This window comes from Lactobacillus sp. HBUAS51381, from assembly GCF_012641095.1.
GTDB lineage: Bacteria > Bacillota > Bacilli > Lactobacillales > Lactobacillaceae > Levilactobacillus.
This window is the reverse complement of record NZ_JAAVSC010000016.1, coordinates 35,916-60,379: the sequence shown is the minus strand read 5'-3', so window position 1 is coordinate 60,379 and position 24,464 is coordinate 35,916. Positions and strand designations below refer to the sequence as shown.

Below are 24,464 nucleotides of genomic sequence, written 5' to 3'. Positions count from 1 at the left end.
GCGATGGACACCTTTGCCTTCGGCTCGTGGTTCCGACTACTACGGCCCACAGCGGATTTTCACCGCCTAGTTAGCGCCCATGCCGGGCGCACAACAAAAGACCTCATCCACATGGTGAATGAGGTCTTACACGGATACCGAGCCCTCATTACCACACGGGAAAGAAGGGCTCAGCACTTGAATTTTGAGGGTTAGCTCAAGGTCAAGTGACCGGGTCCTTCTTCGTTAATAATAAGGCTGCGTTTTGAATAGCCAGGGATGTATCCATTGTGGTTGTTTGTTTAATCATCATCATGGTCATCCCTCGCTTTCAAAAAGTTTTGTTTTAGATTTGTTGATGTGTTCTACAATAATTAAAATTAGATGAGATGTCAAGGACGATTTTAATTTTCACTTTAATTCGGGTGATTGTGGTAATAGACCAATATCTCAATTTATGGTCGATTGAAGCGAAAATTGACGTGCGGTCAATAGCTGTCTAATCATAAAAAATATAGCGCAGTTACCAGATGAACTTTAGACTTATCGGTAAAATAAATAGCAGCCTTCTAACGGTTCAATTAGCCATACCACTTGTTACTAGATGCAGACGAAAATATTTTTAACCTGAACTGCTTGGAAGAAAAAATCGGATTTAAGTCGGCCACCACAAAAGCATGCCTGAGATCGAACTCAGACATGCAGATCGTGTTCATCGCGCACGCCGGGTAAAACAAGTATGGACAGGGTGTTGCCGCTTGATAAACAGCGGTATATTAAACCGTAAAGCTCAAGCCTTCACTGTTACCGGGTGACTCAAGAACCAGGCTGGAATTGCCGTTAGTAGGATGAAGCCAATGGACCACAGAAAGGCTGTTTGGTAGGCGGCATTCATGCCAACGTGGGGAAGCGCGTGTTGGATGATGGTGGCGAGGACGGCCGTGCCCATAGCGCCACCGATGTTTTGAAGCATTCGCGTTGCCGTGGTGGCTTCAGCAATGCGTGACTGAGGTAGTCCCGTGTAACTGTCGGCCATGACGGGAATGGTCAGACCGCCCTGACCGATGCCGCGGATGAAGAGGGCCAAGAGCACCCACCAAAGGCTCGTGTTTGCCGAGAAGTAGACGAATGGTAGGGTACCGGCCACGGCGATGCCTATCGAGACAAGAACGACCCACCGCGCACCGATACTATCCGTGAGGCGACCAATCTGGCTACGCGAGACCAAGAGTCCCACGCCTTGGGCGATGAGATACGTCCCGGACCAGACCACACTCAGTCCGCGGGTGTTTTGTAGGTAGAGGGGAAGTAGAAACATGGCGCCGTTAACGGCGATACCGGAAAGCATCAGGATAATGAGGGATGCATCGAAGGTTGGGGAACGAAATAACGTCAAACTCACGAGGGCTTTGTCGGGCTGCCAACTGGCGTAGAGCACGTAAAAGATTAAGCAGGCTAGCGCAACTAGGAGCGGGGTTAAGACGGTTAGTGAGGTCAGTTGATTGCCCGTGCTGAAGCGGGTGATGCCAATGATGGCAAATGTAAAGAGGTCGGCTAAGAGAACCAAGCTGGGAATATCGAGGTGTTTGCCATGCTTGGGGGCAGGAAAGGCGGGTAACTTCCAGCCTAAGAGCATGAGCGCAAGCAGGACTAGTGGGATGTTGATGAAAAATATCCAGTGCCAGTTTAGAACCTGAATGAGGTAACCACCGACCGTTGGCCCCAGAATAGGGATTAGGACGGCAGGCATCCCAACTACGGCCATCAGTTTACCGAGACCAGTGCTCCCCGTTACTTGAACCACCAACGTGGTAATTAGCGGGACAATCATTCCCGCTGCGGCGCCTTGAACGATACGGCCAGCGATAAGCATGGGAAGCGTGGTGGCCCAGCCAGAGAGTAAGGATCCCAGCAAAAAGACGAGCAGTGCTCCCAGATAGAGGTGTTTGCCATCAAACCAATTGGTGGCCCAGCCAGTGACGGGCACCGTAATTCCGAGGGCCAGCACATAACTGGTGGTCACCCATTGGACGGCGTTGACGGAAACGTTCAGTGACCTCATAATAGTGTCAAGCGCGACATTGGTCATCGTGGTGTCGAGTAGTGGCGCGATGGCACCAATGACAAGGAAGAGCGCAATTTGAATAATATTTTGTTGCGATTTTTGAGCAGACATCGAATCACCTGACTTTTAAATTAGATACGGCCGTATCTTATAATTAGGCATACTACACCCGAGGTGGGCAGAATACAAGGGAGAACAATCAAAATGACAGAAAAAAAAACACGCCGACGGGGGTCAGCGTTAACCAATGCAATTTTAGCGGCGGCCTGGACGCAGCTACAGGAAAGAGGCTACCAGGCGTTAACTATCGAAGGGATTGCTGCCGCGGCTGAGACGACCAAAACCGTGCTGTACCGACGCTGGCCAGATAAAGCCCATCTGGTGATTGCGGCATTTGCAAAGTTTGGTGGGTTTAGTGGTTACGTGGTTCCGGATACCGGAACATTGCGGACGGATTTTCTTGCGCTAATGGCGCAGATGGCCGCTTTTTTGGACAAACTTCAGAGCGAGACGTTTCGGGGACTATTGGCGGATCGGTTACAGAGCCTGGATCTAGGTACGCTACTCATGCAGGCAAATCAGCATGAACCCAATAGCGGCCTCCAGACGATTGTGCAGCCGTTGTTAGATCACGCTGCAGCACGCGGTGAGATTACGCACGCACAGTGGCCGGACCGATTGGTGATGTTGCCGGGCATTTTGCTCATCAACGAGGTGATTACCCAGCAAGCCCTTCCCTTAGCTGCCCGTCACGAAATAGTTGATCAGATTCTGTTGCCGGTTTTTGGCGTCGCACCATCGCAGGAATGATGCGACCAGAAAATCGCGGTAATTGGGTCGGATTTTAAAGATAGCCAGATTTGGTAGATAAAGCCTTGAATGTGTTGTAAAGTCACCGGGCAGGCAATGTTTTTGCGGATTAGTCGTGGCATAAAGGTTGAAAGGTCACGAACATGCTCCAGTCCCCAGCTGATAAGGATTATCGCCATTAAATTAGTCGTCAACGACCACCTGCGGCTGCCAGAGATTCCGGCGCTGTGGGGACCGCCTGCGGCCTGAGAAGCGGTCCTTCGGCTCGGTTTGAAGCCTGACAAAAATCATCAGTCTCCAAACACGTCCCGCGCTGTAAGCTGTTGCACAGCTAACACCGCTGTCACGGCTACCTGCATCTCTGGCTGCCTCCGGTTACGATGGTTGAAAACTACTAAACGTGCGGTAACATCGCTGGAATGGCAACGTTCTACCAGTTTAATTGGATACATTTCATGTAGCCGTGAGTGAGTCAAATTTGGTCTCAGCCGTGGGATTTACCAAGCGATTTTTCTTGGTAAATGGCGTCTTTGAGACGCGGTCTAACGGCTCAAAGCGAGGGAAAAGACAGTACTTTGGCTTTTCCCGGTCCTTCCCACAGCGTTCCAGACCAAATTTGGCGAACGGTAAGGCGGCCAGCACGCGACTATCATATTATCATGGTTGTTATCCTTGTCACACCAGGAGTCCTAGCTGTTTTCTATCTTTCAACCTTTAGTCGTGGCATAAAAATACCGGTTAGAATCGCCATGAACGCGTCTAACCGGTATTTTTAGCGTGGTATAATATTCCTAATATTAAACGGGACGTTCCAGGCTGACCGCGACAAGTTTCACCTGATAACTGGACTTCGGTGCCTTAATCGTGACCGTTTCACCGGGGCGGTGGCCCAAGAGTGCCTTTCCTAATGGCGACACCCGGGTAATCTTGCCGGCGTCGAGGTCGGCCTCCTGGGTGCCGACCAGTTGGTAACTGACTTGATCGTCATCGTCCATGAACTTGACGGTTACCCATTTGCCCAGTTCAACCTGATCGTCCTTGCTGGGCGCGACCACCTTCGCATATTGAAGCTGCTTGTTGAAGAACCGAAGTTGACTTTCAAGATGCCGGAGATCTCGTTTGGCCGCGGAGTATTCCGCATTTTCCGAAAGGTCTCCGTGGGCTCGTGCCTCAGCCAGGCTGGCAATTTTGCTGGGGCGATCGGCTTCCAGGGCCGCGATCTTTGCCTGCAGGTCATGATAACCTGCGGCGGTGATGGGATTGAAATCTCGTGCCATGTTATGCACCTCACTCACGTAGAATTACCCCAATTTTACCAAGTTTTTCTAAAAAGAAAAGGAGTTCTCCCCATGAAGTTATCCGTATCCTATTGGCTCCACCAGGCCGGAATCGGTCTAGGCTTTATTCTCGTAATCGCGCTACTGGGGCATTTAAACTATGCACAGTGGCGGCTGATGCCCGGCATAACGGGTGCCGACTGGTATTTTCTCATTAGTTGGTTGTGCTTTCCATTCGCCAAATGGGTGATCTTGGAGGATAAACGCGACGTCCAAGCCCCGACGATTCGACGGCGGAAGAAACGGCGGGCGGCTGATGCGACCTCTTCGGTTTATGAGCGGATGAATCGACCCCAACGAGAGCCGCGATTGGAAGCGGCTCCCAAGGCACCCTTAAAGTGGTATTGGCGGGTTTTACTGGACGTGGTATTCGCGTTCTTGGGGCCGTTACTGTTGGGTGGATATGTCACTTATTCACTACGACACAATTAAGTTGTGCTATTATTTACTGCTTTAACGTGCAAATATTGACGTTTTTGCGATTTAACGGTTGATAAGCCAAAACCATGGTAAAGTTATGACAGTTGGAAGGGGTCAGTTCGAATGGACTGATGTTGCGAATCAACCAATTAAAGTATGCGTGATTAAGCGCACAATTCGGGGGAGGCCTTAATTGGATTCGCACCCTGAGATTATCTAATCAGAAGGACGATTGGCAGAGTAGAAGATTAGTCGGAAACTTAGGCGAGAATCGTAACAGAATTTTCAGTGATGGACTGAAGAGTAAGTGACTGAATCGGGTTATTCGCAGTACCTAAGGCTTTCACGACTTTATTAGAACTTGGGGGAGTGCTAATATAGCCAGCTCCGGTAATTAAATAATCCAATAAAAGAAGGGACTATCTGAGGGGATGGTCTCTTTTTTTCGGGAGGAAACGATTGCAACTGCACAGAAATCAAGGTACATTAATGGGTAATAGGGTTATCGTATAATTAGATTGTGTTATTTGTTAATTTGACCACGCACGGCACAACGGGGTCGTGACTATGGGAAATGAAAGGGAATGTGATAGCGTGTTAGCCGTATATCTTTGTGAGGACAATCAAGAACAACTCAGCCATTATACGGATGTGGTGAAGCGGTATATCATGATTAATGATTATGATATGCAGGTGCGCTTGGCAACGGCGAGCCCACAGGCCTTACTGCAGGACTTGGCCGACAATCCGCCGGAATACGCGTTATTTTTCCTCGATATTGAATTTCCGGCCGAGGAGACGACGGGATTGGAGACGGCGATCGCGCTGCGGAAGCAACTGGGTTTTGCTGAAATTGTCTTTGTGACCACGCACTCCGAGATGGCCTTGCTGACGTTTGAGCGGAAGGTTGAGCCCATGGACTTTGTCGTCAAGGATCTGGGACGCGCACAGATTGATCAGAAGCTTCGTGAAAACGTGGATTATGGCTATCAACGGTATACCAATTATCTAGGAAATACGGAGAATTTATTTAGCTACAATATCGGTGGGCGGACGTTTAGCCTGCCCATGGGGGACGTTTATTTCGTGGCAACGTCCATGACGCCCCACAAGGTTACCGTTCACGCGGCCAATCAGTTGGTGGAGTTTCCGGGATTCTTGAAAGACATCGCGGATCAGTACCCGGAACTTTACCGAACAGATAAAAGTTTCTTAGTGAACTTGGACAACGTTAGCGGCATCAATGCGGCTACACGGCGACTGGTTTTTCCCAATGGGGATGAAACGGATGTGGCCACACGGCGGTTCCACGAGGTTAAGACGCTGGTTCAAAAACATTTGAAGTCCTAAGAGGGTGTAGAGATGGTGGACTTATTTCAAATCTTTGACCGTCAATTTTGGGTCAATCTGGTGTTGGCGGTGACGATGCAATGGTTCATCACACTGTGGATTGGGGTCATTCGTCCGCAAAACTGGAAGCTTCCGCTAAAGTGGGTGGGCTGGGGATTAATCCCGGCCTTTATTGGGCAATCCTGGAGCTTGTTGATCCCGCCAATCAGTGCATTGGTTTACTTGATCCATCACCGGCGGAAGTCAACATTAATTTTCGTGAACGCGACGATTGTGATTTATTTGGTCGTGGTGTTAATCAACGACGTGTGCCGGCAGGTCTTCGTTGAGCTATGGGGCGTCGGCTTTACCAATAGCGTTTCGGGGGTTGCCGCCCGGCTGGTTTTTCAACTCTTGATTTACATACTGGTATCAATCGGTGTTTCGGGGATGCGCCTGCAACCCGGAAATCTGGATGCCCTCGACTTCAGCCGTAAGGAACAGTGGACGGTCATGGCCCTATTGTGGAGCTTGGTCTTATTGGCGGAGATCTCTTCGCTAATTATTCACCATTTACAGATTACCCATGCGATGTTGACGTTTGCCCTGAGCATTGAGCTGGTGATGATCTTGCTGATTGCGGTCAGCCTCTTTGCCTTTCTTCGAAGCTTCTTTCACCGCCAACGGGTGCATGCCGACTACCAAAAAAGTCTCCTCAAGAATCGTTACGATCGGCGCATGTCCAATCAAGTGCAGGCCATCCGGCAATTCACGCACAACTACCAACAACAGATGTTGCGGTTGGGAGACTACCTCGACGCCGAAGACTACGATGGACTGGCTGCCTACTATCGAACGTTAAGCTCACGGTGGTCGGCCACGCATCACTTGGTCGGGCTGGAAGCGGCCGGGCTTGAACAGCTGGGAGATCCCCCCCTCAAGAGCCTGTTGTTTCAGAAGTTACTGGCGGCGCAGAACCATAACCGTGAAATTCGCTTGGAGATTCCGGATCCGGTCAAGACGATCCCGATGGATAGTATGCAGTTGCTCCGGATCATGGGCATTCTCCTGGATAATGCGATTGAAGCGCCCGCGGTGGGGGACAACCCAACGATTTACTGTGCAATCTTTGACTATCCCGAAGCGGTGGAACTCGCCGTTGCCAATCCGGTCTCGGCCACCAATCCGCCTAAAATCAATCAATTCATGCGGGCCGACTACACGACCAAAGGCGGTCATCATGGACTGGGGTTGAGCACGGTCCATGATATTATTGATCGCACGGAGAATGCGGCGTTACAGATTGCAATTAAACGTGATCGATTGTATTTCACGGTAATCTTAACCAAGCTGGGGAGGTGAGTAAATGATTACGGTAGATGCGGTCAGCTTTGCGATGGCGGACTTTTCACTGGTGTTTTGGTTCGTTTATTTTCAATACTATTGGTTTCCCCATTTGCGGGTGAAAAAGAACTTTTTACTGTTTTGTGCGTTGGTGGGTCTGGGATTCATGGCCCTCGACTTATTGAATCCCTTTACGGCGAAGAGTACGTTACTGGGCATGTTTCCCATCATTGCGTTACTGGGCTTTGAGGTGGGCATGCTGGCCTTTCAAAATAACTGGCAATACCTCCCAGCCTTTATCGATGTTTCAATCTTGGCCTACTTGCTGACCGAATTTGTGGATATGTCGGTGATTGCTGGTACGATTCGATTAACGAGCGTTAGCTTTGCGTCTAGTGTTTGGGGGACGTTGACGGAGCTCACCATTGATACCGTGCTATTTACCCTGATTGCAATGGGTATCTTACTCACGCGAGCGCCAATGGAAAATCTGATTCAGGCCATGCTGGGGCGGTCCACGGAGTACCTATTCTTGATCTTCATGACGGTCTTGGGGTTGGTGTACATTCTCTTCGAGTATTCCCTGCAGAGCCTGGCTGATTCGGATCATTACCTGATCTTTTTGGCGGGAATCTCCGGCACGTTGGTGGTCGGACTGACACTGAGCACCTATATGCTGATTCAGACCCACTTACAAGAAGAACATCTCCAGCTGCAAGTCCAGCAACAGGCGTTTCGCGAACAGTATACGACGGAGCTGAACCGGCAGCTGGCAACGGTGCGTAAGTTTAGCCACGACTATCAAAATATGTTGTTGGGGCTAGGCGGCTATCTGGAAGACCAAGACTATGACGGGTTTCGGCAACTCTATATTGATATTCGGTCGGGGTGGACGACCAGTAATGCCGCAGAATTGACGATTGATGACCTGTCAACGATCCCCAGTTCGGGTCTACGCTATGGGCTTTATCACAACTACCTGTTGGCGCGTGAACAGGGGGTCCAACTCTTCGTAAAGGTGCCGGCCCCGTTGACGGCAACGGTCGCCGTCCTTAAGGAGATGGGCACCCTAGTGGACCAGGCGTTACCGCCGATTTTGCCCGGGATTAGCCACATTCAACCCCCGATGATTACATTGGAACTCACGGAAACGTCGCGGCTGTTGCGCCTGTCGCTGACCTTCCCGGTGCCACCGGATGCCAAAGTGGACGGGAAACATCGGGTCATTGCGGAACACGGTGAGTTGAATTTCTCGAAATTACAGCGGTCACTGCCCCATTCGGCGACCAGTACCCTACAGATTAAGCTGCACTGGGGTCAGCTCATTGTGGCCCTACCGAAGGGATAGTTCAAGCATTGGAAATTTCACAAAGTTTGTTTGATGAAACAATTAACTTAAAAGTAATCATAAGGATAAGCGAGCTGCAGAAAGCGCTTGCAATTCTACTGCCATCTGATATACTGAGGTGTGTAATACCAATCAATCTTTCAGAGAAGCCCGAATAATTCGGCAGTTTGACGGGTTCTCGACTTTGTGAAAGTAGCTCTTATCGTAAACATTAGAGTTACCTTTACATATCGGCTGAATGGATTTCCCGATCGATTCAGTTGGATTGCTCAATACGACATATTGAGATTATGGCTAAGCTGAGTAAACAGCGTTTTCCTGACTACAAACTCGAGAATGTTGGGTATACTCAATGATGCTAGTGGGAACCGGAGCTGGTTACTCCGGTTTTTTTGTGTTTCGACGTTGGGCGTTCAACCTTTAGGACATCAAAAAAACGTAGCGTAACCCGGCCGCACCCGGTGTTACGCTACGTTTCACTTTATCAAACTAGTTTAAGTTGAGTACTCCCCAAACCAATAAGATGGCTAACATCCCCGCGAGAATGATTAGGGCCAGTTTTTGTTGCCAGCGCATCAAATCCCCCCTAGCCATTTCAACTGAATCCAGTATACCGAAAAACAATGATTAACAACCGCAATCGTCCTTATCGTGCAAAATCTGACGATTAAGATTTTGGATGTCGTTACGAGATACTCAGACGGTGAATTGGGCAAAATCTGCCGGTACGGGGGCCGTTATGGTCGTCAGTGGCGCGTCGAGGGTAAAGAGCTGGGGGAAGGCCAAACGCCAGCAGTGGAGCCGTAAACGGTTTTGACTGGGGGGACCGTATAACGGGTCACCAATCAGTGGGTGTCCCGCGGCGGCGAGATGTACGCGTAGTTGATGGGTCCGGCCGGTTTCCAACCATAACTTCACTAACGTGGCCTGGGGTTGCTGGTCAAGGACATCATAATGGGTGATGGCGGCTTGGGCCTGAGCGCCGTTGACTTGGCGTTTGCGCCGGTCGTGGGGATCGCGACCGATTGGTTCGGTGAAGGTACCCTGTCCGTGTAGTTCCCCGTGAACCCACGCTAGGTATGTTCGTTGAACGCGTTTATCGGCAATGTTGCGGACCATGATTGGAACCACGGCGGGCGTCTTAGCCATGATTAAGGCGCCGGTGGTTTCCTGATCTAACCGACTGAGAATGTAGGGGCCCGGTTGTGTTTCTCCCAGGTAGGCGGCCACGTGGTTCAGCGTTGTTCCCCGTTCGTCCGGTTGATTGGGGTGGGTTTTACTCCCCCGGGTCTTGTTAATCACCAGTAGGTCGGGCGTCTCATAGAGAACGGCGACGGTGGCGGCGCTATCTGGGGCGACATCGGGAAAGGGCTCGACAAAGTCACTGGGCAAAAAGGTGAGCTGAACAATCTCGCCGCCGTAGACGGGTTGGTTCATGGAGCGGTAATGACCATTGACAAGGACGCGTCGGTTGTGACGTAAATCGTGAATGAGGTGTTTGGGAATCCGCCACGCGATGAGCAATTGACGGAGCGGTTGTGGGGCCTGCGAGATGGGAAGCGGAAGGGTGTAAGACCAATGCATAGGGGGTTCCTTTCTAATAGTTAAGCGGAGGTTATGGGGCCTTTCAGACAAAATGACCCACCGCAAACGCGGCAGGCCATCTTAAGCATTAACTTATTTGGATAATTCTGGTTTAACAATCAACACGTCGCAGATTGCAGAACGGCTGACGTAGTTGGTCACGGAACCAACCATTAACCGTTCAACAGCCGTCAGACCGGTCGAGCCAATCACGATTAATTCTGAACCGTGGTCCGCAGGGAATTCCCGCGCAATAACGGGCTTAGGATTCCCAAACCGCACGTGAATGCTGACATCGGGAACACCGGCATTGATCGCTTGTTGCTTCAGGCTTTCCAGCCGGTCTTGAACATCTTGTGAGAGCTTGTAAATAACATCGCCACTCACAGCACCACCGTAAGTATCGCTGAATTGGTTAACTTCCAGGACGTTTAAGATATCAAGATGTGTTTGGTTACGTTTTGCGACTTCAATTGCTTTTTCTAAAACTGGTTGGGTTGCCTTAGATCCGTCAACGGGAACCAGAATGTTCTTGTATTGTTGTAACATATAGAATGCCACCCCTTCACGAGACATGTTGGTACTTTACCTATACTATATCATTTATTGGCGATTGTGTAAGCACTTAATTGCCCGTCTTATAGTGAAAGGACGTGAAAAACCCGTATTTTACGGGGCTGGCGGATAACAAAAAAATCTACGGGCACCCGCGTGAAAAACGTGAGTGGGCCGTATCAGGCGGCTAGTCGCGTTAAAGGACGCGTTTCACTCGGAACGAGGATGGGTAGACAGTCAACCCGTAGAGGTGAATCGCGTGTTGACGACCAGTGACGAAATAGGATCGGAGATGGGACGGATTACGGGGTGGATCGACTGATAATAAAATAAATATCACGCGAAATTTTCGGCTGTGAAATAGGGGCATGTTTAGCCCGACCAGTCATGGCTGAGCTAACCATAAAAATGCTTATAAACGCCGGCATGACGGCAAAACTGGCCTTGGCAAGAGCGGGCATTTCGCGTATAGTGACGCGTATAGAAATCAAGACGAGTGGGGGACGTATGATGAATGATCTGACAAGACGGCTAAGACTACTAGCGCTGCAACAGGTGGGGTTATTGTGGTTGAGTCTAGCCTTAGGCGTTGGGGGACTCTGGTTACAGGGACCCGCAGTGCTGCTGAAGTTCCATCGTTATGTGACGGGGGATTTCCAAATGACGAATTTACCACCAATTGGGTTGGGACTGCTCCTCTTGCCGGGGATCTTCCTTTTACCCCTTATTCGACGATGGGCAAGCCTTGAGGCGTGCGTCTGGCAGGCATGGACGCAAGTGGTGGGCGTGAGTCTACTGAATATGGTATATGGCCTGGCCCTCTTAATGGTGCTGAATGTGTTGGCCCCATTGCCGCGAGAATACGCGATAATGGTCGCACCACTAGCGACCTCGATGACCGGGGCCATTCTTGAGGCCGGTGGGGGCCTGTGCTTTTGGCTGGTGGCGGTCGGCGTAAGTCAATTATGGTTGAGTCGGACGCATCCATGGGTCGCGCAAGGGTGTCCGGTGAGTCTGATTCCTTTGCTGCCGCTGATTGCAGGCCTGTCGACTCGGATGCACAGTCATCCTAGCCCCGTGACGGCAACGGTCATGGCGATTGCACCAGTGGTGGTCGTTCTGCTCCCCGGTGGCGTCTTTGGGTTAATCGTCAGTTATGTGAATCGGGTTGGCCAGCGCGAATTTCTAAAGAAGCTGGCCGTGGCGGGTGTGCAACAAAAAAACCGCCGCATCTCAAAGGATGTGACGGTTTAGTTAGCCGAAATTAGCGCTAGCCTACTTCAAACTTGAAGAGGTTAAGGATAATCCAGACCAGAAGTTACTGTTGGCAGGACTCATGTTGAAGCCCTTAACCCGCTTGTTAACGGGTGCCCAGTTGTAACTGAATGAACCAGGGGCAACGGCCGCTTGATCATTCATGTATTCTTGCCATTGCTTGAAGGCCTTGATCCGATAGTTTTCGTTCCAAGCTTTGCTGTTGTTCATGTTGTTCATCAATTGGGTATTCTTCTTAGAAACGAAGTGACCCATGTTGTAAGCAGCGTCTTCACCGTAGAGTTGCGTAGGGGTAGGTTCGGATGATAAGCCCCAGGCAGCCGCGTAGACGTCGATCTTGTTTTGCTTAGGTGCTTGCAACGTGGAGTAGAAGCTGTTCATTTCCATCGTCTTACCCGTGGCAAACTTCACGTTCAAACCAACCTTGTGCCATTGTTGCAGGTAGTCTTGGTATTCGGCGGCTTGAGCAGAGGTCCCTGTCATGGTACCAAAGTAGATGGTTAACTTCTTGCCATTAGGATCGGAACGCCACTTGCTGCCGTCACGCTTCTTGTAACCAGCGTCGGTCAGCAACTTGTTGGCCTTCTTGATGTTCAGTGGGTAGCCCTTGGCTGAAGAATCCCAGTACTTCTGGAAGATTGGTGGGATCAGGGTGTTGGCCCGCCAAGTGATTCCGTTCCCGAACTTCTTGCTGATGGCATCGAGGTTCAGGGCGTACATCATAGCTTGACGTAAGCTCTTGTTGGCCATCTTGCTGTTCTTGTCCATGACGTTCTTTTGGGTCTTGGTATCGTAGTGACCCACGTTAAAGCCAAAGTAGTCGTAAGACAGCGCTGGTTGACCCGTGATCTTGTAGTTCTTAACACTCTTCAATTGCTTGTAGTCGGTCCCATGTAGAACACCATAAGGCATCGTGAAGTCATACTTGTTAGACTGGATAGCCTTGTCGATGTTGTTGGAAGAAACCACGTTGATTGTGATGTGCTTGATCTGAGGCGTCTTGCCATAGTAGTACTTGTTTGGTGACCAAGTGGTAGATTCACCTTCGACCACCTTATCCAGCTTGTAAGGACCCGTGAAGATCGGGTTCTTCCGAACTTGCGTGGAGGAAGCTAACTTTGCAATTGGGACGTTCTTGATGTACTCGTAAGGTTCAACAGTTCCCCAGATGAAGGAGTTCCCCAGGTATTGCATGGCTGGCGTAACTTTCGATAAATGAATAACGGCAGTCCGGCCTTTTTGACCATCGGGGAAGGTGATTCCGGAGATAGTCTTGGCACTACCCGTGTGGTAGGCCGCCATCCCTTTAATGTTGTTAAAGTCGGCGGAATATTGTTGTGAAGTCGTCTTTTTGTTGGCGATCACTTCATATGGATATTCAATATCCTTAGCGGTAACGGGATCACCGTTGGACCACTTGGCATTCTTCCGTAACGTAATCGTGACGGTCTTGGCCTTCCGGTTAATCGTCTGGTTGGCTAAGCCACCCTTGATGATCTTGAAGTTCTTATCAGTGTGGAACAAGCCGTTGGTGTTGTTGGCTTGGTCACCACCTGGTGAGAAGACATCGGCATCTTCAGAGTTGGTCGATAAGACGGGGTCAGAGATCCCTTGGAATGGCGAGTCGTTTGGTTCGGCAAGCTTTAATGTACTGTTCTTCGTGGCGGTCTTATCCGTAGACTTCGTGTTGTTGTAGGCGGTCTTCAACTGCACGGAAGCGCCGCTAGTACCGCTCTTGGAACTGGATGAACTTTTGCTGGAACAAGCCGCGAGACTGACGGTTGCGAGAACCGCCATGGCGGACAAGGCGAGCTTTTTCTTATCCATACTATGTTTCCCCCTTGATTTTAAAAATCCTCTATGAGACAGGCGGGTGATTCTCCTCAGGATCACGCGTCACGACATTAGGTTGAACAGAGACTACTTGAGTGGCCACCATCTCCTCAAATGGGTTACAGGTTCGCAGCTTAGTTAACGGATCCTTGTCGTTGCGATGAGTCCGCGGCACGGCGAAGAACTTGGCCAACGTAGCTGATTGATAAACATAAAATAATGATTTCTAATGCCGCTGGGAACCAAGTCCACCAGTATTGCGTGATGTTGTTGGGGTCATTGGCATTGGCGATCATCGTCCCTAACGATGGTGTCTGAGCGGGGAGCCCAAAGCCCAGGTAGGAAAGCCCGGTTTCAACCCCGATGTTTTCGGCGAAGGACAGAGTACAGTCAACGATAATCAGTGAAGAAATGTTGGGCATGATTTCTCTAAAGATAATCTTCCAGTGACTGGTTCCGGAAGCCTTAGAAGCGGCCACGTAGTCCTTTTCCGACTCGGCCAAGGTTCGTGAGCGAATCAGCCGGGACGTCCCTTCCCAGTAGAAGATGGAGAAGATGAACGTCAAGGTAACGGAGTTGTAGTGGGGGATGATGGTGACCAGCACGATGATCATCATGGTCATGGGCAACATCATCATGAAGTCGTAGACCCGTTGCATGCCCCAGTCGATGTAGCCGTTGAAGTAGCCGGAGATTAACCCCCAGCAAATCCCGAAGGTTGAAGAAATCACGGTCAGGCCAATGGCAATCCCGATGGAGTTCCGGGAGCCGACAATCAATTGTTTAGCCACCGAGCGTCCGGCGGAATCGGCGCCAAGCCAATAATCGGCGGTAAACGGTTGGTTGAAGTACCCCATGATGTTGGTCTCCATCATCTTCGGGGTGTTGATGAACAGCGCCCCAATCATGACGAAGAGGATGAATCCTACAATGATGATGAGTGCCGCCATAGCGGGCTTGTCCGCCTTAAATTCACTCCAGATAATCTTAGCCGTGGAAGGCGTGGCTTCGGCCTGCGCCTCCTGTGTCAGCCGGGCTAAATCAGCCGCGGAAATATCTGAGTGTTGTTCGAAATTTTCTGCCATTCTGTTTAGCCTCCTTTACTGGATTCGAATTCGTGGATCGACAATGCTGAGAATAATATCGGATAACAGGGTACCAATTAAGTTTAAAATCCCGTAAATCAGGACCAAAGCGGTGATGACGGTGTAATCCCGATAGCTAATGGAGTTCACGAAGAGCAACCCCATCCCGGGATAAGAGAAGACTGTTTCGGTAAAGATGGACCCGTTTAGCAGGCCGGTAATGGAGTAGCCGGCAAAAGCGGCGATGGGTAACAGAGAATTCCGGAAGATGTGGTGCCGGTAGATATCCTTGCTAGGGACCCCTTTTGACCGTGCCGTCCGCACGTAATCGGAATGCTTGGCATCAATGACCTCGGAACGCAGGTACTGGACAATGTTGACGGTCCCGAACAACGCGCCGAGTAAACCGGGTAGCAGGATATGGTAGAACCGCGAGCCAAGGGTTTGTATCCAACCATTCGCATCCGAGGAAATCGACCCGGTCGTGGGGAACCATCCCAGCACGTAACCGAAGATCCAAATCCCGATAACCAAGATAACGAAGAAGGGGATGCAGTAGGTCACGTAGGTGTAGACCCGGATAATCGTATCGGGGAGCTTACCTTCGTGCCGGCCGGCGTAGACGCCCATGGGTAGGGCGAACACGTAGGTCAGAATCATGGTAAAGAGGGCGAGCCAGAGTGTGTTAGCCGCCCGTCCACCAATCAGCCGAGTAACGGGTTCTTGGTACTGGTAACTGTTCCCTAAGTTGCCGTGGAACAGGTGGACCACCCAGTTCCAGTATTGCTGGTACCAGGGGTCATACAGACCGTTGATTTTCATTAAGTGGTGAATCTGTGCGGGGTCCGCCTTGGGGTTGATGGAGCCGGTGAAGGGATCGCCGGGCATCGCTTTGGCCAAAAGGAAGACCAGAATACTAAGAATAATGACTTCGGGAATCATAATTAAGAAACGCCGGAGAATTGTTTTCCACATTAGGCCTGCACCTCTCCTTCCTGACGAGCGAGCTGTTGCGCAACGTTTTCCGGTAAGGCAACGGCGTGGGTGGGGGTAACCTGAACCAGTGGATAGGCTTCACCTTGTTCGTCGTAGTACTTACTTTGTTGCTCGCGGTAGACTTCCTCAACGGCTAACCGGGAGGCACGGTGCGCTTCACGGGAGTTGACGTTGGTTTCAGGAATGGCGGCCAGCAGCCGCTTGGTGTAGATGTGTAGGGGATGATTGTAAATGTCATCTCTAGTCCCAATCTCGACCAACCGACCACGGTTCATGATGGCGATGTTGTTACACATGTGCCGTACCACCCCTAAGTCATGGGAGATGAAGAGGTAGGAAATTCCGAATTCGCGTTGAATCTTCTTCATGAAGTTCAGGACTTGGGCCTGAACGGAGAGGTCCAGCGCGGAGACAGGTTCGTCGGCAATGATGAGTTTAGGGTTCGTGGCAACTGCTCGCGCCACCCCGATCCGTTGGCGTTGCCCACCGGAGAATTGGTGGGGGTACTTGTACAGCGCATCGGCATCCAAGCCGACGATATCTAATAATTGCAAAACCCGTAATTTTTCATCGTCCTTGCTTAAATGCTCGAAATTACGAAGGGGTTCGGCAATGATGTCTTCGATTCGCTTCCGGGGATTTAGGCTGGACAGGGAATCCTGAAAGATCATTTGAACGTCGTGGTTGTAGTCCAACTTGCGGCGATTCTCGGCCTTGGTGATGTCACGGCCTTTGTACATGATGGCGCCACTGGTGACCTTCTCGAGGCCCACCACGGATTTCCCGGTCGTTGACTTGCCAGATCCGGACTCGCCAACCAGGCCGTAGGTTTCACCGGCTTCGATGTTGAAGCTCACGCCATCCACGGCGCGCACGGAGTCGGTAACGCGGTTCCAGAAGCCGGAACGGATGGGATAATGAACTTTTAAATCCTTAATTTCGATTAGGCTCATGCCTTCACGCTCCCTTGCTCATCTGGAAATTGAAAAGTCTTGTAACAGGTGCAACGAACCTCGTGGCCCGGCGCCACCTCGTGCATGGTCGGATTGGCCTCGTGGGCTTCAGCCGGCACCCACGGAATTCGGGGGGCAAACCGATCGCCCGTGGCTGGCATCTTCTGTAAGGAAGGCACGTTGCCCTGGATGACGTAGAGGTCGTCGTTTTCATTGTCACGTTGCGGCATGGAACGAAGTAATGACCGGGTGTAGGGATGTTCAGGCGTATTGAAGACCTGTTCGACGCTACCCTGTTCGACGATTTGCCCGGCGTACATCACGGCCACCCGATCGGCGGTTTCGGCAACAACTCCCAAGTCATGGGTAATCAGGATGATGCCGGCGTGGTTTTCCTTTTGAATGTCACGTAAGACATCCAAGATCTGCGCTTGAATCGTCACATCCAAGGCCGTCGTGGGTTCGTCGGCGATGATGAGATCCGGCTTACATGCAATCGCGATGGCGATGATGACCCGTTGTCGCATCCCCCCGGAAAGTTCATGGGGAAATTGTCGTGCGGTTCGTTGGGGATTGACGATGCCAACTTGATCGAGTAATTCGATCACACGTTTATGCTTATCTTCGGTAGAAAGGTCAGTGTGATAGTCCATGACCTCACTGATTTGTTCTTCAATTCGTTTTAAAGGATTCAAGGCGGACAAAGGATCCTGAAAGATCATCCCAATCTTGGCGCCTCGGAATTGGTTATACCCTTGTTCGTCAAGTTTGAGGAGATTAGTGCCTTCAAAATCGACTTCACCAGAAATTTTAGTCTCTGCCGGATCATGGAGACCCATGATGGTAGTGGCTAAGGTACTTTTACCACAGCCTGATTCACCAACGATGGCGAGAATTTCGTCGTGTTGGACCTGGAGGTTAATGTGGGAGATGGCGTCGTAGTAGTGGCCGTCAATCTTGAAAGCCGTGCTGACGTCTTTAATATTTAGAAAGTTTGATGCGGTTTCCACGGAAATCCCTCCCAATGTTCTAATCTACCTCTCATTTGTAGATGAAGCTTGATGAATAAACGTCTTGGCGTATTCAATTTGCTTGCGAACAATAATTGTTTTTGATTATAGTTAATCAAATTCTCATTTACAACCCCCATATTCTTAGGAAGGGTCATAAATTCTTCATAAAATCCTCACAAACTTTGCTATATCAATCTTCGCAGAAATTGAATAAAATGATAAAAAATTTAACTTGAAAGTATTAAGTTGGTCAATTTGCTTGCTAAACCAATAATTAATGGGGGTAATGTATACAACCATTTGAAAAAATATGCATGTATATTTCGAATGAGAATACACTAAGGGATTCCGGTAAGACCCGCTGTTGGCCGAAAGAATGTGGTATGATACCAGTATTGATTACAGACTTTTTGAAAGCGATGGCTAGACGATGAGATTAGACTTTTCCGTTGCGGTTCATAGCTTGCTTTATCTGGACGAGAATCGCCCCCGAAAGATTGCAAGCCGTGAGTTGGCAACGTCACTACAACTGAACGCGGTGATGATCCGCAACATTTTGTCCGTGCTACACAAGCAGGGTTATATTGAGGGCTCTGTCGGTAAGAACGGAGGCTACCAGTTGATTCGTAGCCTTGATGAGATCAACGTTGGAGAGCTCTATGACTTGACCATTCCGCCGACCATTAGCTATGCGCGGTTCATTACGGGGGACTCCAAGGGAACGAAGAATACGGACACGACCGATATTTCGGCCAACATCTCCCAAACGTTGACGGATTTGTTCACGCTGGCGGATGAAGATTACCGTAAGTTTTATCACCAATTTACAATGACGGATCTTAAGGAAGACCTACACGCCCACGGTTATTTCCGTCGACTAATTAACGAGTAAAATTGGTGAGCTAAATGCTACTAAACTTTAGTTAGTGGCGTTATAATTGGAGTATAAAATCGAATGGTGACTAAGGCCACCATTAATAACAGTCAGAACCGCCAGGGGTGAACTCTGACGGGGGCTGGGTTCCTACCAAGTGTGGGGACCTTTTTATTTGGTTTCAAGGCGATGAACCGCCGCTTGGTTTGAGAATTTGCACGGACTTTTCCATTATATTGGCGCTAAATTGTAATCGGTTCCAATGCGTGCTATGATTTATCTTAGCCGGGGTCGTTACCCGGCGGTTGGTTAATTTCGAAAGGGGTTTTTGAGCTATGTATTGGTATGCCATGAAGTCACACGATATTCGTCACAACTTAGCAACCGAACAGTACTTAATGAACAATAAGCAGTTCGATGAACCATTGGTTTTGTTCTACTATGAAGGACCGTGCATCATCGTTGGGCGGAACCAAAATACATTGGAAGAAATCAATCAGAAATACGTGGAAGAAAACAACATCACGGTCACCCGTCGGTTATCGGGTGGTGGCGCTGTTTATCAAGATCTCGGTAATCTTTGCTTTAGCTTCGTGGTTGATAGCGATAGCGAAGAATTTGGCGATTTCAAGTCGTTCGTTCAACCCGTCGTCGATGCCTTACATGCCATGGGCGCCAAGTCCGTGGAAGTCTCTGGGCGTAACGATATCTTAGTTGACGGCAAGAAGTTCTCTGGTAACGCGATGTACTCGCACAGTGGCAAGACCTTCTCCCATGGGACATTGATGTTGGACGTCGATCAAGATGTGATTGCCCACGCGTTGAACGTGCCAGAAGACAAGATGAAGTCTAAGGGGATCAAGTCCGTGCGTTCCCGGGTCACGAATTTAAAGCCCTATTTAGCACCGGAATACCAAAACTTAACGGTGCCAGAATTCCGTGACACGCTGCTGAAGGAACTGTTCCACGTGGATAATCTCGACGCAATTGCCGACAAGGAAGTTCAAATTGCCGATAGCGAACAAGCGGCCATTGATCAAATCTTCAATGACTACTACGCAAACTGGGATTGGGTTTACGGAAACTCACCGGAATTCACGGTTAAGAAGCGGCAACACTTCACGGCTGGAACCATCGATGCACGGCTGTTAGTCGATGGTGGGAAGATTGAAAACATCAAGTTCTACGGTGATTTCTTTGGGCCTAGTGACGCCACGGAATTGGCGGATAAATTGAAGGGCGTGCGGTATGATCGCGAACACGTCGGTGCTGTCTTGAATAGCGTGAACACCCAACTCTACTTCAACGGCATTGACACCAAGGACGTGTTGGACCTGTTAGTCGATTAAATCTCGCCTAAGAATTGGCGGATTTGCTGATTTTAACCGTCAGATACGTTAGAATAGAACATGAAATTGACGAAAGCGTGGTCGATTGCCGGCCACGTTTTTAATTACTTAGCATTTATTGAGGAGTTTAATTTTAAATGAAAGATCGTAACGTGATTGCCTGGGCCATCATTTCCCTGTTTGGCTTCCTGGTTATTAATTTTTTGATGTCGCGCTCGTTTGTCGGTTTATCCACGTCCATGAGTGAATTCTGGCGGTCTTCTGCCCTGGCAGTTGCCCTGTACGCCATCACGATTATCTTGGCGGCGTTGGATTGGCGGCCATCCTTCTATCTAATGGGCTTGGTCATTGCGATGTATACCCTGGCCCTCATCAGCGTGTTGATTACCATGTGGGGCTATGATCACACGACCCTGATGGTACGGCTGTTGATGTCGATCGGGAGTATTGCCGTGATGGTGGCCAATGCCTATTGGTTAGTGCTGGCCCTGCGGCTACGTAAGGACGAACGTGATAGACGAGATCGAAAACGGTTCGGACGTTAAAACGAGGTGGGTAAATGAAGCGAGAAGTACAGGCATTTATGGATGCAGTAGCAGATGACAAACTTGAACATTTTACGGCGGAGACGACCCAGGCCAAGTTCTTTGCCGATCCGGATGGGGCCATGGCCCCGTTAGCGGCGTTCATGCGCCAACAGATCGGTGCGGATCAGCTGGCTCAGGCCGAATTAAAGCTGACCGATACGGCGGTTTCCGTGCGCTTGGAAATGAGCGTCATTAACTTGCCGTTACAGGATACCAAGACGATTGGCAAGATTATGGAAACCAACGAGGAGCAGGAACTGAACGTTTACGCGGTTATTGAGACCCCAGACATCAACGTTTCTGGCCTGCGAATCGATGCCTTGGCGCCGGCCACGACGTACGTGGACCAGGCCCAGACGGCCGATCAGAGCCTCCACGATTGGTTAAACCTGCAGATTGAGAAGCTTCAGGCGGCTGCCTCCAACAAAGAGGAGACGGACGTCAAGAAGAAATAACCTTGCGTTGTCGCCATCGCTGTGGTAATATAGTTTCTATGCGATGAGTCGAGAAATCACGCGTTCCTTGCTTGCAAGGGGCGTCCGCGCAAGCGGCTAGGTGAATTTGTCAGCAGGGCACATAGGTCACCGTATTGTGACGTGTCTGATTTTGAGGGAATGTGGATTCCGAGATAAATCCATTCGTTTCGGCGAATGCTGTGGTAAAAACGTCTGTTTCGTCCTTAGGGATGAGGCGGGCGTTTTTTTTCGTTCTGGGGAACCAGTGAGGTTAAAATCCTCCCTAGTTTCTGGGTATCGCCGAAATCTGAAGCAGAGGGCAATTGGGGTTCCTCAAACCTGACAAAACGAACGATGGTTTAAATAGTAAAACGATTTACACGGGACTAGTTATGGCTGACAAGCAAAAGATAATGGCAAATAATTATCCATATACATAAATGTGTGGTAGATTAATTTATAAACTAAATGTTATAGTTTCAACATACTAAAAACTAATAAATGAAGACGAAAAGTTAAGGAGAGATCGATGATGAAGATTTTGTATGGTGGTTTAGTGCTCCTCGGACTCATGCTGGGCATCGGTCTCCCCGGGCATCATGGCCGGTCCCGACATCAGCACCACGCTGAGATGGTCCATGGCGGTGCCCGCGTAACTGCACAAGCGCAACGGACGCGGTCGGTCTTCACAGCAAGCAAGACCGCGCAACCTGATCGGAAGATTTCCCCATACAATGGGATCAGGACATCGGTTACCGCAAATGATAACTATGTCGTTAAGCGCTACTGGGCGGGCGATTATCGGCAGCTGTACGTGACGGCGGCCCATGGTATCAATAGCTATCGGACGAGCCGGTTGACGGGATTGGCTGATCATATCAATCGGGGGGATGCCGTGGCGGTTGTGGGCGTTACCCACCGTGGTGAAGTGACCCGATACCAACTGGCAAATGGCACGTACATCACAGGCAACAAGCAGTTCGTCGCGCCGACCCAGCACCAGACGATTAAACAAGTCCGGTCAAAGACGTCCATTCGGCGGTACGAGGACGTTAATCTCACCAAAGTTGTTAAGGGGTATCAACAGGGGACGAGAATGACAGTGACGGGTTGGCAGCGGGTCGGTAGTCTCTGAGTGTGGTTGATTTAATTGTGGTGGGCCTTAATCACGCCGTCTGTAAACGAATATGCTATTCTAAAAGCATCACAGATTTTCGAGGGGGACTTTTGAATGAATAAAGGACGGGTGGAGGCCTTCACCGATGCCGTCGTTGCCATTGCATTGACCATCATGGTGTTGGAGTTTAAGACGCCTGAGGAACCGACGTTTACGGCACTCATGGCTAATTGGAGCTATTTGGTGGCCTACCTGATTAGTTTTCTGTTTATTGGCGTGGCTTGGTACAACCACCACTACATGTTTAGCCTGACTAAACGGGTGACCAAGCGGATTTACTGGGTCAATAATTTCTGGATTCTGACCATGAGCATGTTGCCGGTATCCACGGCTTGGGCCGGGCGGTTCATCAACGACGTGCAGCCCGAATTGTTTTATTTCATGGTTTTCACCTTGTGGGCGTGGGCCTACGCCGCGTTATCTTACACCATCATGCGGGCCAACCAGGGGGATCATCCCGAGATTGCGCAAAAGATTCGGCGCATGTCGGTTTACCGGATGCACGCTAGTATTTGGTTTTGGCTGGTGTGGGCCGGGGTAGTCGCGTTGATTTTCTATTGGCCACCGGTTTCACTGGTCTTTACGTTGTTGGAGCTCATCATGATGGCTATTTTGACGCCAGCGGATAGTGACCGTTTGTTTTCGTAAGATCCGTGTTATCCTAGGATTATCAAGTCTTTTGGAGGCATTTCATGCAAGATGAATTATTCAACGTCCCCCCGGTCGTCTACTGGGGCTGGGTGGTGCCGCTACTATTCGGCGCCATCTTCTTTACCCGCTACGCGATTGAGAAACGCCGTCTCAGCAATGGGATTTGGTTTTCGCTATTTTTCTATTCCACGATGGTGATGCTGGCCATTTCCATTATCGGTTTTGGCAATAAATGGTTATTTGGCATCAGCCTGATTCTCTTTATCGGGGTGATCCTACTGATTGGTCTGGCGTTCGTCCTGCAAGCGTTCCTTCTCTTGTGGAATGCGTGGATTGTCTGGCGGCGAGAGAGTCATACGCTGGCCAACATGCTGACGTTGTTTTTGGGGATCGCGATTCTGCTGGCCCCGTTCATCGTGCGCTGGACCTCGCTTTATCTGCCCGTGCCGATTGCGACGTTTATTAATCTATTTCCCGGAATGGTTATTTTCTACGTGCTCTTTTGGTTCTACAACTATTTAACGATGCTGGTGATCTATCAATTTAATCATCCGCGCTATCGGCAGGACTACCTGATTGTGCTGGGTGCCGGCCTGCTAAATGGAAACGAGGTGTCACCGTTACTGGGGCGTCGGATTGACCGTGCGCTGAAGTTCTATCGCAAACAACTCCGCAAGATTGGACAGGGACCCGTGATTATCTTCTCCGGCGGTCAGGGGGGTGACGAAACGGTGGCGGAAGGCGTGGCAATGCGCCAATACGCCATCGATCACGGCCTGCCACCGGAACAGGCGATTGCCGAGGACCAATCCAAGACGACGTACGAGAACATGATTTTTTCGAAGAAGATTATCGATGCGCGGGGGACCGTTCAGCCGAAGATTACCTTCGTGACCAACGGCTACCATACCTTTCGAGCGGGGATGATTGCCCGTAAGGCGGGGGTCCCGGCTAATGGAATTGGGGCCCACACCGCCAAGTTCTTCCTGCCTAATGCGATTATCCGCGAATACATCGCTATTTTCGTGGGCAACAAACGCTGGCACGCGATTGCCATTGGCCTCATGTTTCTGTTGAGTCTTGTGCTGGTTTGGGCGGAGTATCAATAAAGAATATGCTTTAGAGGATATCAAGAGGAGACTTTGAGACGAATGAAGTTTATGGTTGTGGTGACAATTTTAAAATCATATTTAACCTAACTAAAAGAAGCACTAACCGTCACCGGTTAGTGCTTCTTGCGTTATTCGTCACGATGTGCTTGATAGCTGGCAAATGCCGCGTAGCCCACTGCGATGATCAGTAAAGTTCCCAAGCCGTAAAATAAAATATTCCCGAATGCGACCATATTTGGTTCCTCCCTCTCCGATTAGCCATACATATGATATCAAATGGTTAATAGTGGGTAAACCAGTAGCGGTTAACTTTTTGATTTGTAATATTTCGTG

General features: G+C 49.9%; 22 protein-coding genes. 13 read left to right on the top strand and 9 right to left on the bottom strand.

Annotated elements, in window-relative coordinates; genetic code table 11:
- Window positions 1–769 precede the first annotated feature (769 nt).
- Window positions 770–2,155: an MDR family MFS transporter gene (locus tag HEQ50_RS07110; RefSeq protein ID WP_168899825.1), complete on the bottom strand. Its 1,386-nt coding sequence runs from the start codon at window positions 2,153–2,155 to the stop codon at window positions 770–772.
- Between the two features lie 93 nt (window positions 2,156–2,248).
- Between HEQ50_RS07110 and HEQ50_RS07105 the strand changes: the two genes are divergently transcribed.
- On the top strand, window positions 2,249–2,854 hold the full coding sequence (locus tag HEQ50_RS07105) for a TetR/AcrR family transcriptional regulator (RefSeq protein ID WP_168899824.1): 606 nt from the start codon (window positions 2,249–2,251) through the stop codon (window positions 2,852–2,854).
- A 797-nt stretch (window positions 2,855–3,651) separates the two neighbouring features.
- On the opposite strand, the gene greA is transcribed toward HEQ50_RS07105, so the two are convergent.
- The gene (greA, locus tag HEQ50_RS07100; RefSeq protein WP_168899823.1) at window positions 3,652–4,131 is read right to left on the bottom strand and encodes a transcription elongation factor GreA; all 480 of its coding nucleotides are present in this window, start codon (window positions 4,129–4,131) and stop codon (window positions 3,652–3,654) included.
- Between the two features lie 72 nt (window positions 4,132–4,203).
- Between greA and HEQ50_RS07095 the strand changes: the two genes are divergently transcribed.
- The 4 genes from HEQ50_RS07095 to HEQ50_RS07080 all read left to right on the top strand — a co-directional run bounded on the left by HEQ50_RS07095 (window position 4,204) and on the right by HEQ50_RS07080 (window position 8,632).
- On the top strand, window positions 4,204–4,623 hold the full coding sequence (locus HEQ50_RS07095; RefSeq protein WP_168899822.1) for a hypothetical protein: 420 nt from the start codon (window positions 4,204–4,206) through the stop codon (window positions 4,621–4,623).
- Window positions 4,624–5,178: 555 nt separating this feature from the next.
- Window positions 5,179–5,961 carry a response regulator transcription factor gene (locus HEQ50_RS07090; protein WP_211089254.1) on the top strand — a complete coding sequence of 261 codons (783 nt, stop codon included), beginning with the start codon at window positions 5,179–5,181 and terminating at the stop codon, window positions 5,959–5,961.
- A 12-nt stretch (window positions 5,962–5,973) separates the two neighbouring features.
- On the top strand, window positions 5,974–7,302 hold the full coding sequence (locus HEQ50_RS07085; protein WP_168899821.1) for a GHKL domain-containing protein: 1,329 nt from the start codon (window positions 5,974–5,976) through the stop codon (window positions 7,300–7,302).
- Window positions 7,303–7,306: 4 nt separating this feature from the next.
- The gene (locus HEQ50_RS07080) at window positions 7,307–8,632 is read left to right on the top strand and encodes a signal transduction protein (RefSeq protein ID WP_168899820.1); all 1,326 of its coding nucleotides are present in this window, start codon (window positions 7,307–7,309) and stop codon (window positions 8,630–8,632) included.
- A gap of 696 nt (window positions 8,633–9,328) precedes the next feature.
- On the opposite strand, the gene HEQ50_RS07075 is transcribed toward HEQ50_RS07080, so the two are convergent.
- Together HEQ50_RS07075 and HEQ50_RS07070 are read right to left on the bottom strand one after the other, a co-directional pair.
- Window positions 9,329–10,216, bottom strand: coding sequence for an RluA family pseudouridine synthase (locus HEQ50_RS07075; RefSeq protein ID WP_168899819.1), 888 nt, complete (start codon window positions 10,214–10,216; stop codon window positions 9,329–9,331).
- A gap of 93 nt (window positions 10,217–10,309) precedes the next feature.
- Window positions 10,310–10,765 (bottom strand): universal stress protein, encoded by a 456-nt coding sequence (locus HEQ50_RS07070; protein WP_168899818.1) that lies wholly within the window; start codon window positions 10,763–10,765, stop codon window positions 10,310–10,312.
- A 516-nt stretch (window positions 10,766–11,281) separates the two neighbouring features.
- On the opposite strand from HEQ50_RS07070, the gene HEQ50_RS07065 reads away from it, so the two are divergent.
- A complete protein-coding gene (locus tag HEQ50_RS07065; RefSeq protein ID WP_168899817.1) occupies window positions 11,282–12,025 on the top strand; it encodes a hypothetical protein in 744 nt (247 codons plus the stop codon).
- 21 nt (window positions 12,026–12,046) lie between these two features.
- On the opposite strand, the gene HEQ50_RS07060 is transcribed toward HEQ50_RS07065, so the two are convergent.
- From HEQ50_RS07060 to HEQ50_RS07040, 5 genes are all read right to left on the bottom strand, one after another.
- Window positions 12,047–13,873 carry an oligopeptide ABC transporter substrate-binding protein gene (locus tag HEQ50_RS07060; RefSeq protein ID WP_168899816.1) on the bottom strand — a complete coding sequence of 609 codons (1,827 nt, stop codon included), beginning with the start codon at window positions 13,871–13,873 and terminating at the stop codon, window positions 12,047–12,049.
- 140 nt (window positions 13,874–14,013) lie between these two features.
- Window positions 14,014–14,964 (bottom strand): ABC transporter permease, encoded by a 951-nt coding sequence (locus HEQ50_RS07055; RefSeq protein WP_168899815.1) that lies wholly within the window; start codon window positions 14,962–14,964, stop codon window positions 14,014–14,016.
- A gap of 15 nt (window positions 14,965–14,979) precedes the next feature.
- Window positions 14,980–15,939: an ABC transporter permease gene (locus tag HEQ50_RS07050; RefSeq protein WP_168899814.1), complete on the bottom strand. Its 960-nt coding sequence runs from the start codon at window positions 15,937–15,939 to the stop codon at window positions 14,980–14,982.
- Window positions 15,939–16,913, bottom strand: coding sequence for an ATP-binding cassette domain-containing protein (locus HEQ50_RS07045; RefSeq protein WP_168899813.1), 975 nt, complete (start codon window positions 16,911–16,913; stop codon window positions 15,939–15,941). Before HEQ50_RS07045 ends, HEQ50_RS07050 begins: the two co-directional genes overlap by 1 nt.
- The gene (locus tag HEQ50_RS07040; RefSeq protein ID WP_334427306.1) at window positions 16,910–17,923 is read right to left on the bottom strand and encodes an ABC transporter ATP-binding protein; all 1,014 of its coding nucleotides are present in this window, start codon (window positions 17,921–17,923) and stop codon (window positions 16,910–16,912) included. The genes HEQ50_RS07045 and HEQ50_RS07040 overlap by 4 nt, the downstream gene beginning before the upstream one ends.
- A gap of 433 nt (window positions 17,924–18,356) precedes the next feature.
- Between HEQ50_RS07040 and HEQ50_RS07035 the strand changes: the two genes are divergently transcribed.
- The 7 genes from HEQ50_RS07035 (at window position 18,357) to HEQ50_RS07005 (ending at window position 24,128) form a co-directional block, all read left to right on the top strand.
- Complete coding sequence (locus tag HEQ50_RS07035; protein WP_168899812.1) at window positions 18,357–18,818, top strand: Rrf2 family transcriptional regulator; 462 nt, start codon at window positions 18,357–18,359, stop codon at window positions 18,816–18,818.
- A 317-nt stretch (window positions 18,819–19,135) separates the two neighbouring features.
- Window positions 19,136–20,149 (top strand): lipoate--protein ligase, encoded by a 1,014-nt coding sequence (locus tag HEQ50_RS07030; protein ID WP_168899811.1) that lies wholly within the window; start codon window positions 19,136–19,138, stop codon window positions 20,147–20,149.
- Window positions 20,150–20,286: 137 nt separating this feature from the next.
- Window positions 20,287–20,694: a hypothetical protein gene (locus tag HEQ50_RS07025; protein WP_168899810.1), complete on the top strand. Its 408-nt coding sequence runs from the start codon at window positions 20,287–20,289 to the stop codon at window positions 20,692–20,694.
- Window positions 20,695–20,708: 14 nt separating this feature from the next.
- On the top strand, window positions 20,709–21,191 hold the full coding sequence (locus tag HEQ50_RS07020; RefSeq protein WP_168899809.1) for a hypothetical protein: 483 nt from the start codon (window positions 20,709–20,711) through the stop codon (window positions 21,189–21,191).
- Between the two features lie 532 nt (window positions 21,192–21,723).
- Complete coding sequence (locus tag HEQ50_RS07015; RefSeq protein WP_168899808.1) at window positions 21,724–22,326, top strand: DUF5776 domain-containing protein; 603 nt, start codon at window positions 21,724–21,726, stop codon at window positions 22,324–22,326.
- Between the two features lie 96 nt (window positions 22,327–22,422).
- Window positions 22,423–23,016, top strand: a complete 594-nt coding sequence (locus HEQ50_RS07010; RefSeq protein WP_168899807.1) for a TMEM175 family protein — start codon at window positions 22,423–22,425, stop codon at window positions 23,014–23,016.
- A gap of 44 nt (window positions 23,017–23,060) precedes the next feature.
- Window positions 23,061–24,128, top strand: a complete 1,068-nt coding sequence (locus tag HEQ50_RS07005) for a YdcF family protein (RefSeq protein ID WP_168899806.1) — start codon at window positions 23,061–23,063, stop codon at window positions 24,126–24,128.
- Window positions 24,129–24,464: the final 336 nt, after the last annotated feature.

Coding starts and splice junctions, on each gene's coding strand:
- HEQ50_RS07015 (WP_168899808.1), top strand. CDS start 21,724: ATGAAGATTTTGTATGGTGGTTTAGTGCTCCTCGGACTCATGCTGGGC.
- HEQ50_RS07110 (WP_168899825.1), bottom strand. CDS start 2,155: ATGTCTGCTCAAAAATCGCAACAAAATATTATTCAAATTGCGCTCTTC.
- HEQ50_RS07080 (WP_168899820.1), top strand. CDS start 7,307: ATGATTACGGTAGATGCGGTCAGCTTTGCGATGGCGGACTTTTCACTG.
- HEQ50_RS07075 (WP_168899819.1), bottom strand. CDS start 10,216: ATGCATTGGTCTTACACCCTTCCGCTTCCCATCTCGCAGGCCCCACAA.
- HEQ50_RS07070 (WP_168899818.1), bottom strand. CDS start 10,765: ATGTTACAACAATACAAGAACATTCTGGTTCCCGTTGACGGATCTAAG.
- HEQ50_RS07105 (WP_168899824.1), top strand. CDS start 2,249: ATGACAGAAAAAAAAACACGCCGACGGGGGTCAGCGTTAACCAATGCA.
- HEQ50_RS07095 (WP_168899822.1), top strand. CDS start 4,204: ATGAAGTTATCCGTATCCTATTGGCTCCACCAGGCCGGAATCGGTCTA.
- HEQ50_RS07010 (WP_168899807.1), top strand. CDS start 22,423: ATGAATAAAGGACGGGTGGAGGCCTTCACCGATGCCGTCGTTGCCATT.
- HEQ50_RS07020 (WP_168899809.1), top strand. CDS start 20,709: ATGAAGCGAGAAGTACAGGCATTTATGGATGCAGTAGCAGATGACAAA.
- HEQ50_RS07050 (WP_168899814.1), bottom strand. CDS start 15,939: ATGTGGAAAACAATTCTCCGGCGTTTCTTAATTATGATTCCCGAAGTC.
- HEQ50_RS07030 (WP_168899811.1), top strand. CDS start 19,136: ATGTATTGGTATGCCATGAAGTCACACGATATTCGTCACAACTTAGCA.
- HEQ50_RS07025 (WP_168899810.1), top strand. CDS start 20,287: ATGAAAGATCGTAACGTGATTGCCTGGGCCATCATTTCCCTGTTTGGC.
- HEQ50_RS07045 (WP_168899813.1), bottom strand. CDS start 16,913: ATGAGCCTAATCGAAATTAAGGATTTAAAAGTTCATTATCCCATCCGT.
- HEQ50_RS07065 (WP_168899817.1), top strand. CDS start 11,282: ATGAATGATCTGACAAGACGGCTAAGACTACTAGCGCTGCAACAGGTG.
- HEQ50_RS07085 (WP_168899821.1), top strand. CDS start 5,974: ATGGTGGACTTATTTCAAATCTTTGACCGTCAATTTTGGGTCAATCTG.
- HEQ50_RS07060 (WP_168899816.1), bottom strand. CDS start 13,873: ATGGATAAGAAAAAGCTCGCCTTGTCCGCCATGGCGGTTCTCGCAACC.
- HEQ50_RS07090 (WP_211089254.1), top strand. CDS start 5,179: ATGGGAAATGAAAGGGAATGTGATAGCGTGTTAGCCGTATATCTTTGT.
- HEQ50_RS07055 (WP_168899815.1), bottom strand. CDS start 14,964: ATGGCAGAAAATTTCGAACAACACTCAGATATTTCCGCGGCTGATTTA.
- HEQ50_RS07005 (WP_168899806.1), top strand. CDS start 23,061: ATGCAAGATGAATTATTCAACGTCCCCCCGGTCGTCTACTGGGGCTGG.
- HEQ50_RS07035 (WP_168899812.1), top strand. CDS start 18,357: ATGAGATTAGACTTTTCCGTTGCGGTTCATAGCTTGCTTTATCTGGAC.
- greA (WP_168899823.1), bottom strand. CDS start 4,131: ATGGCACGAGATTTCAATCCCATCACCGCCGCAGGTTATCATGACCTG.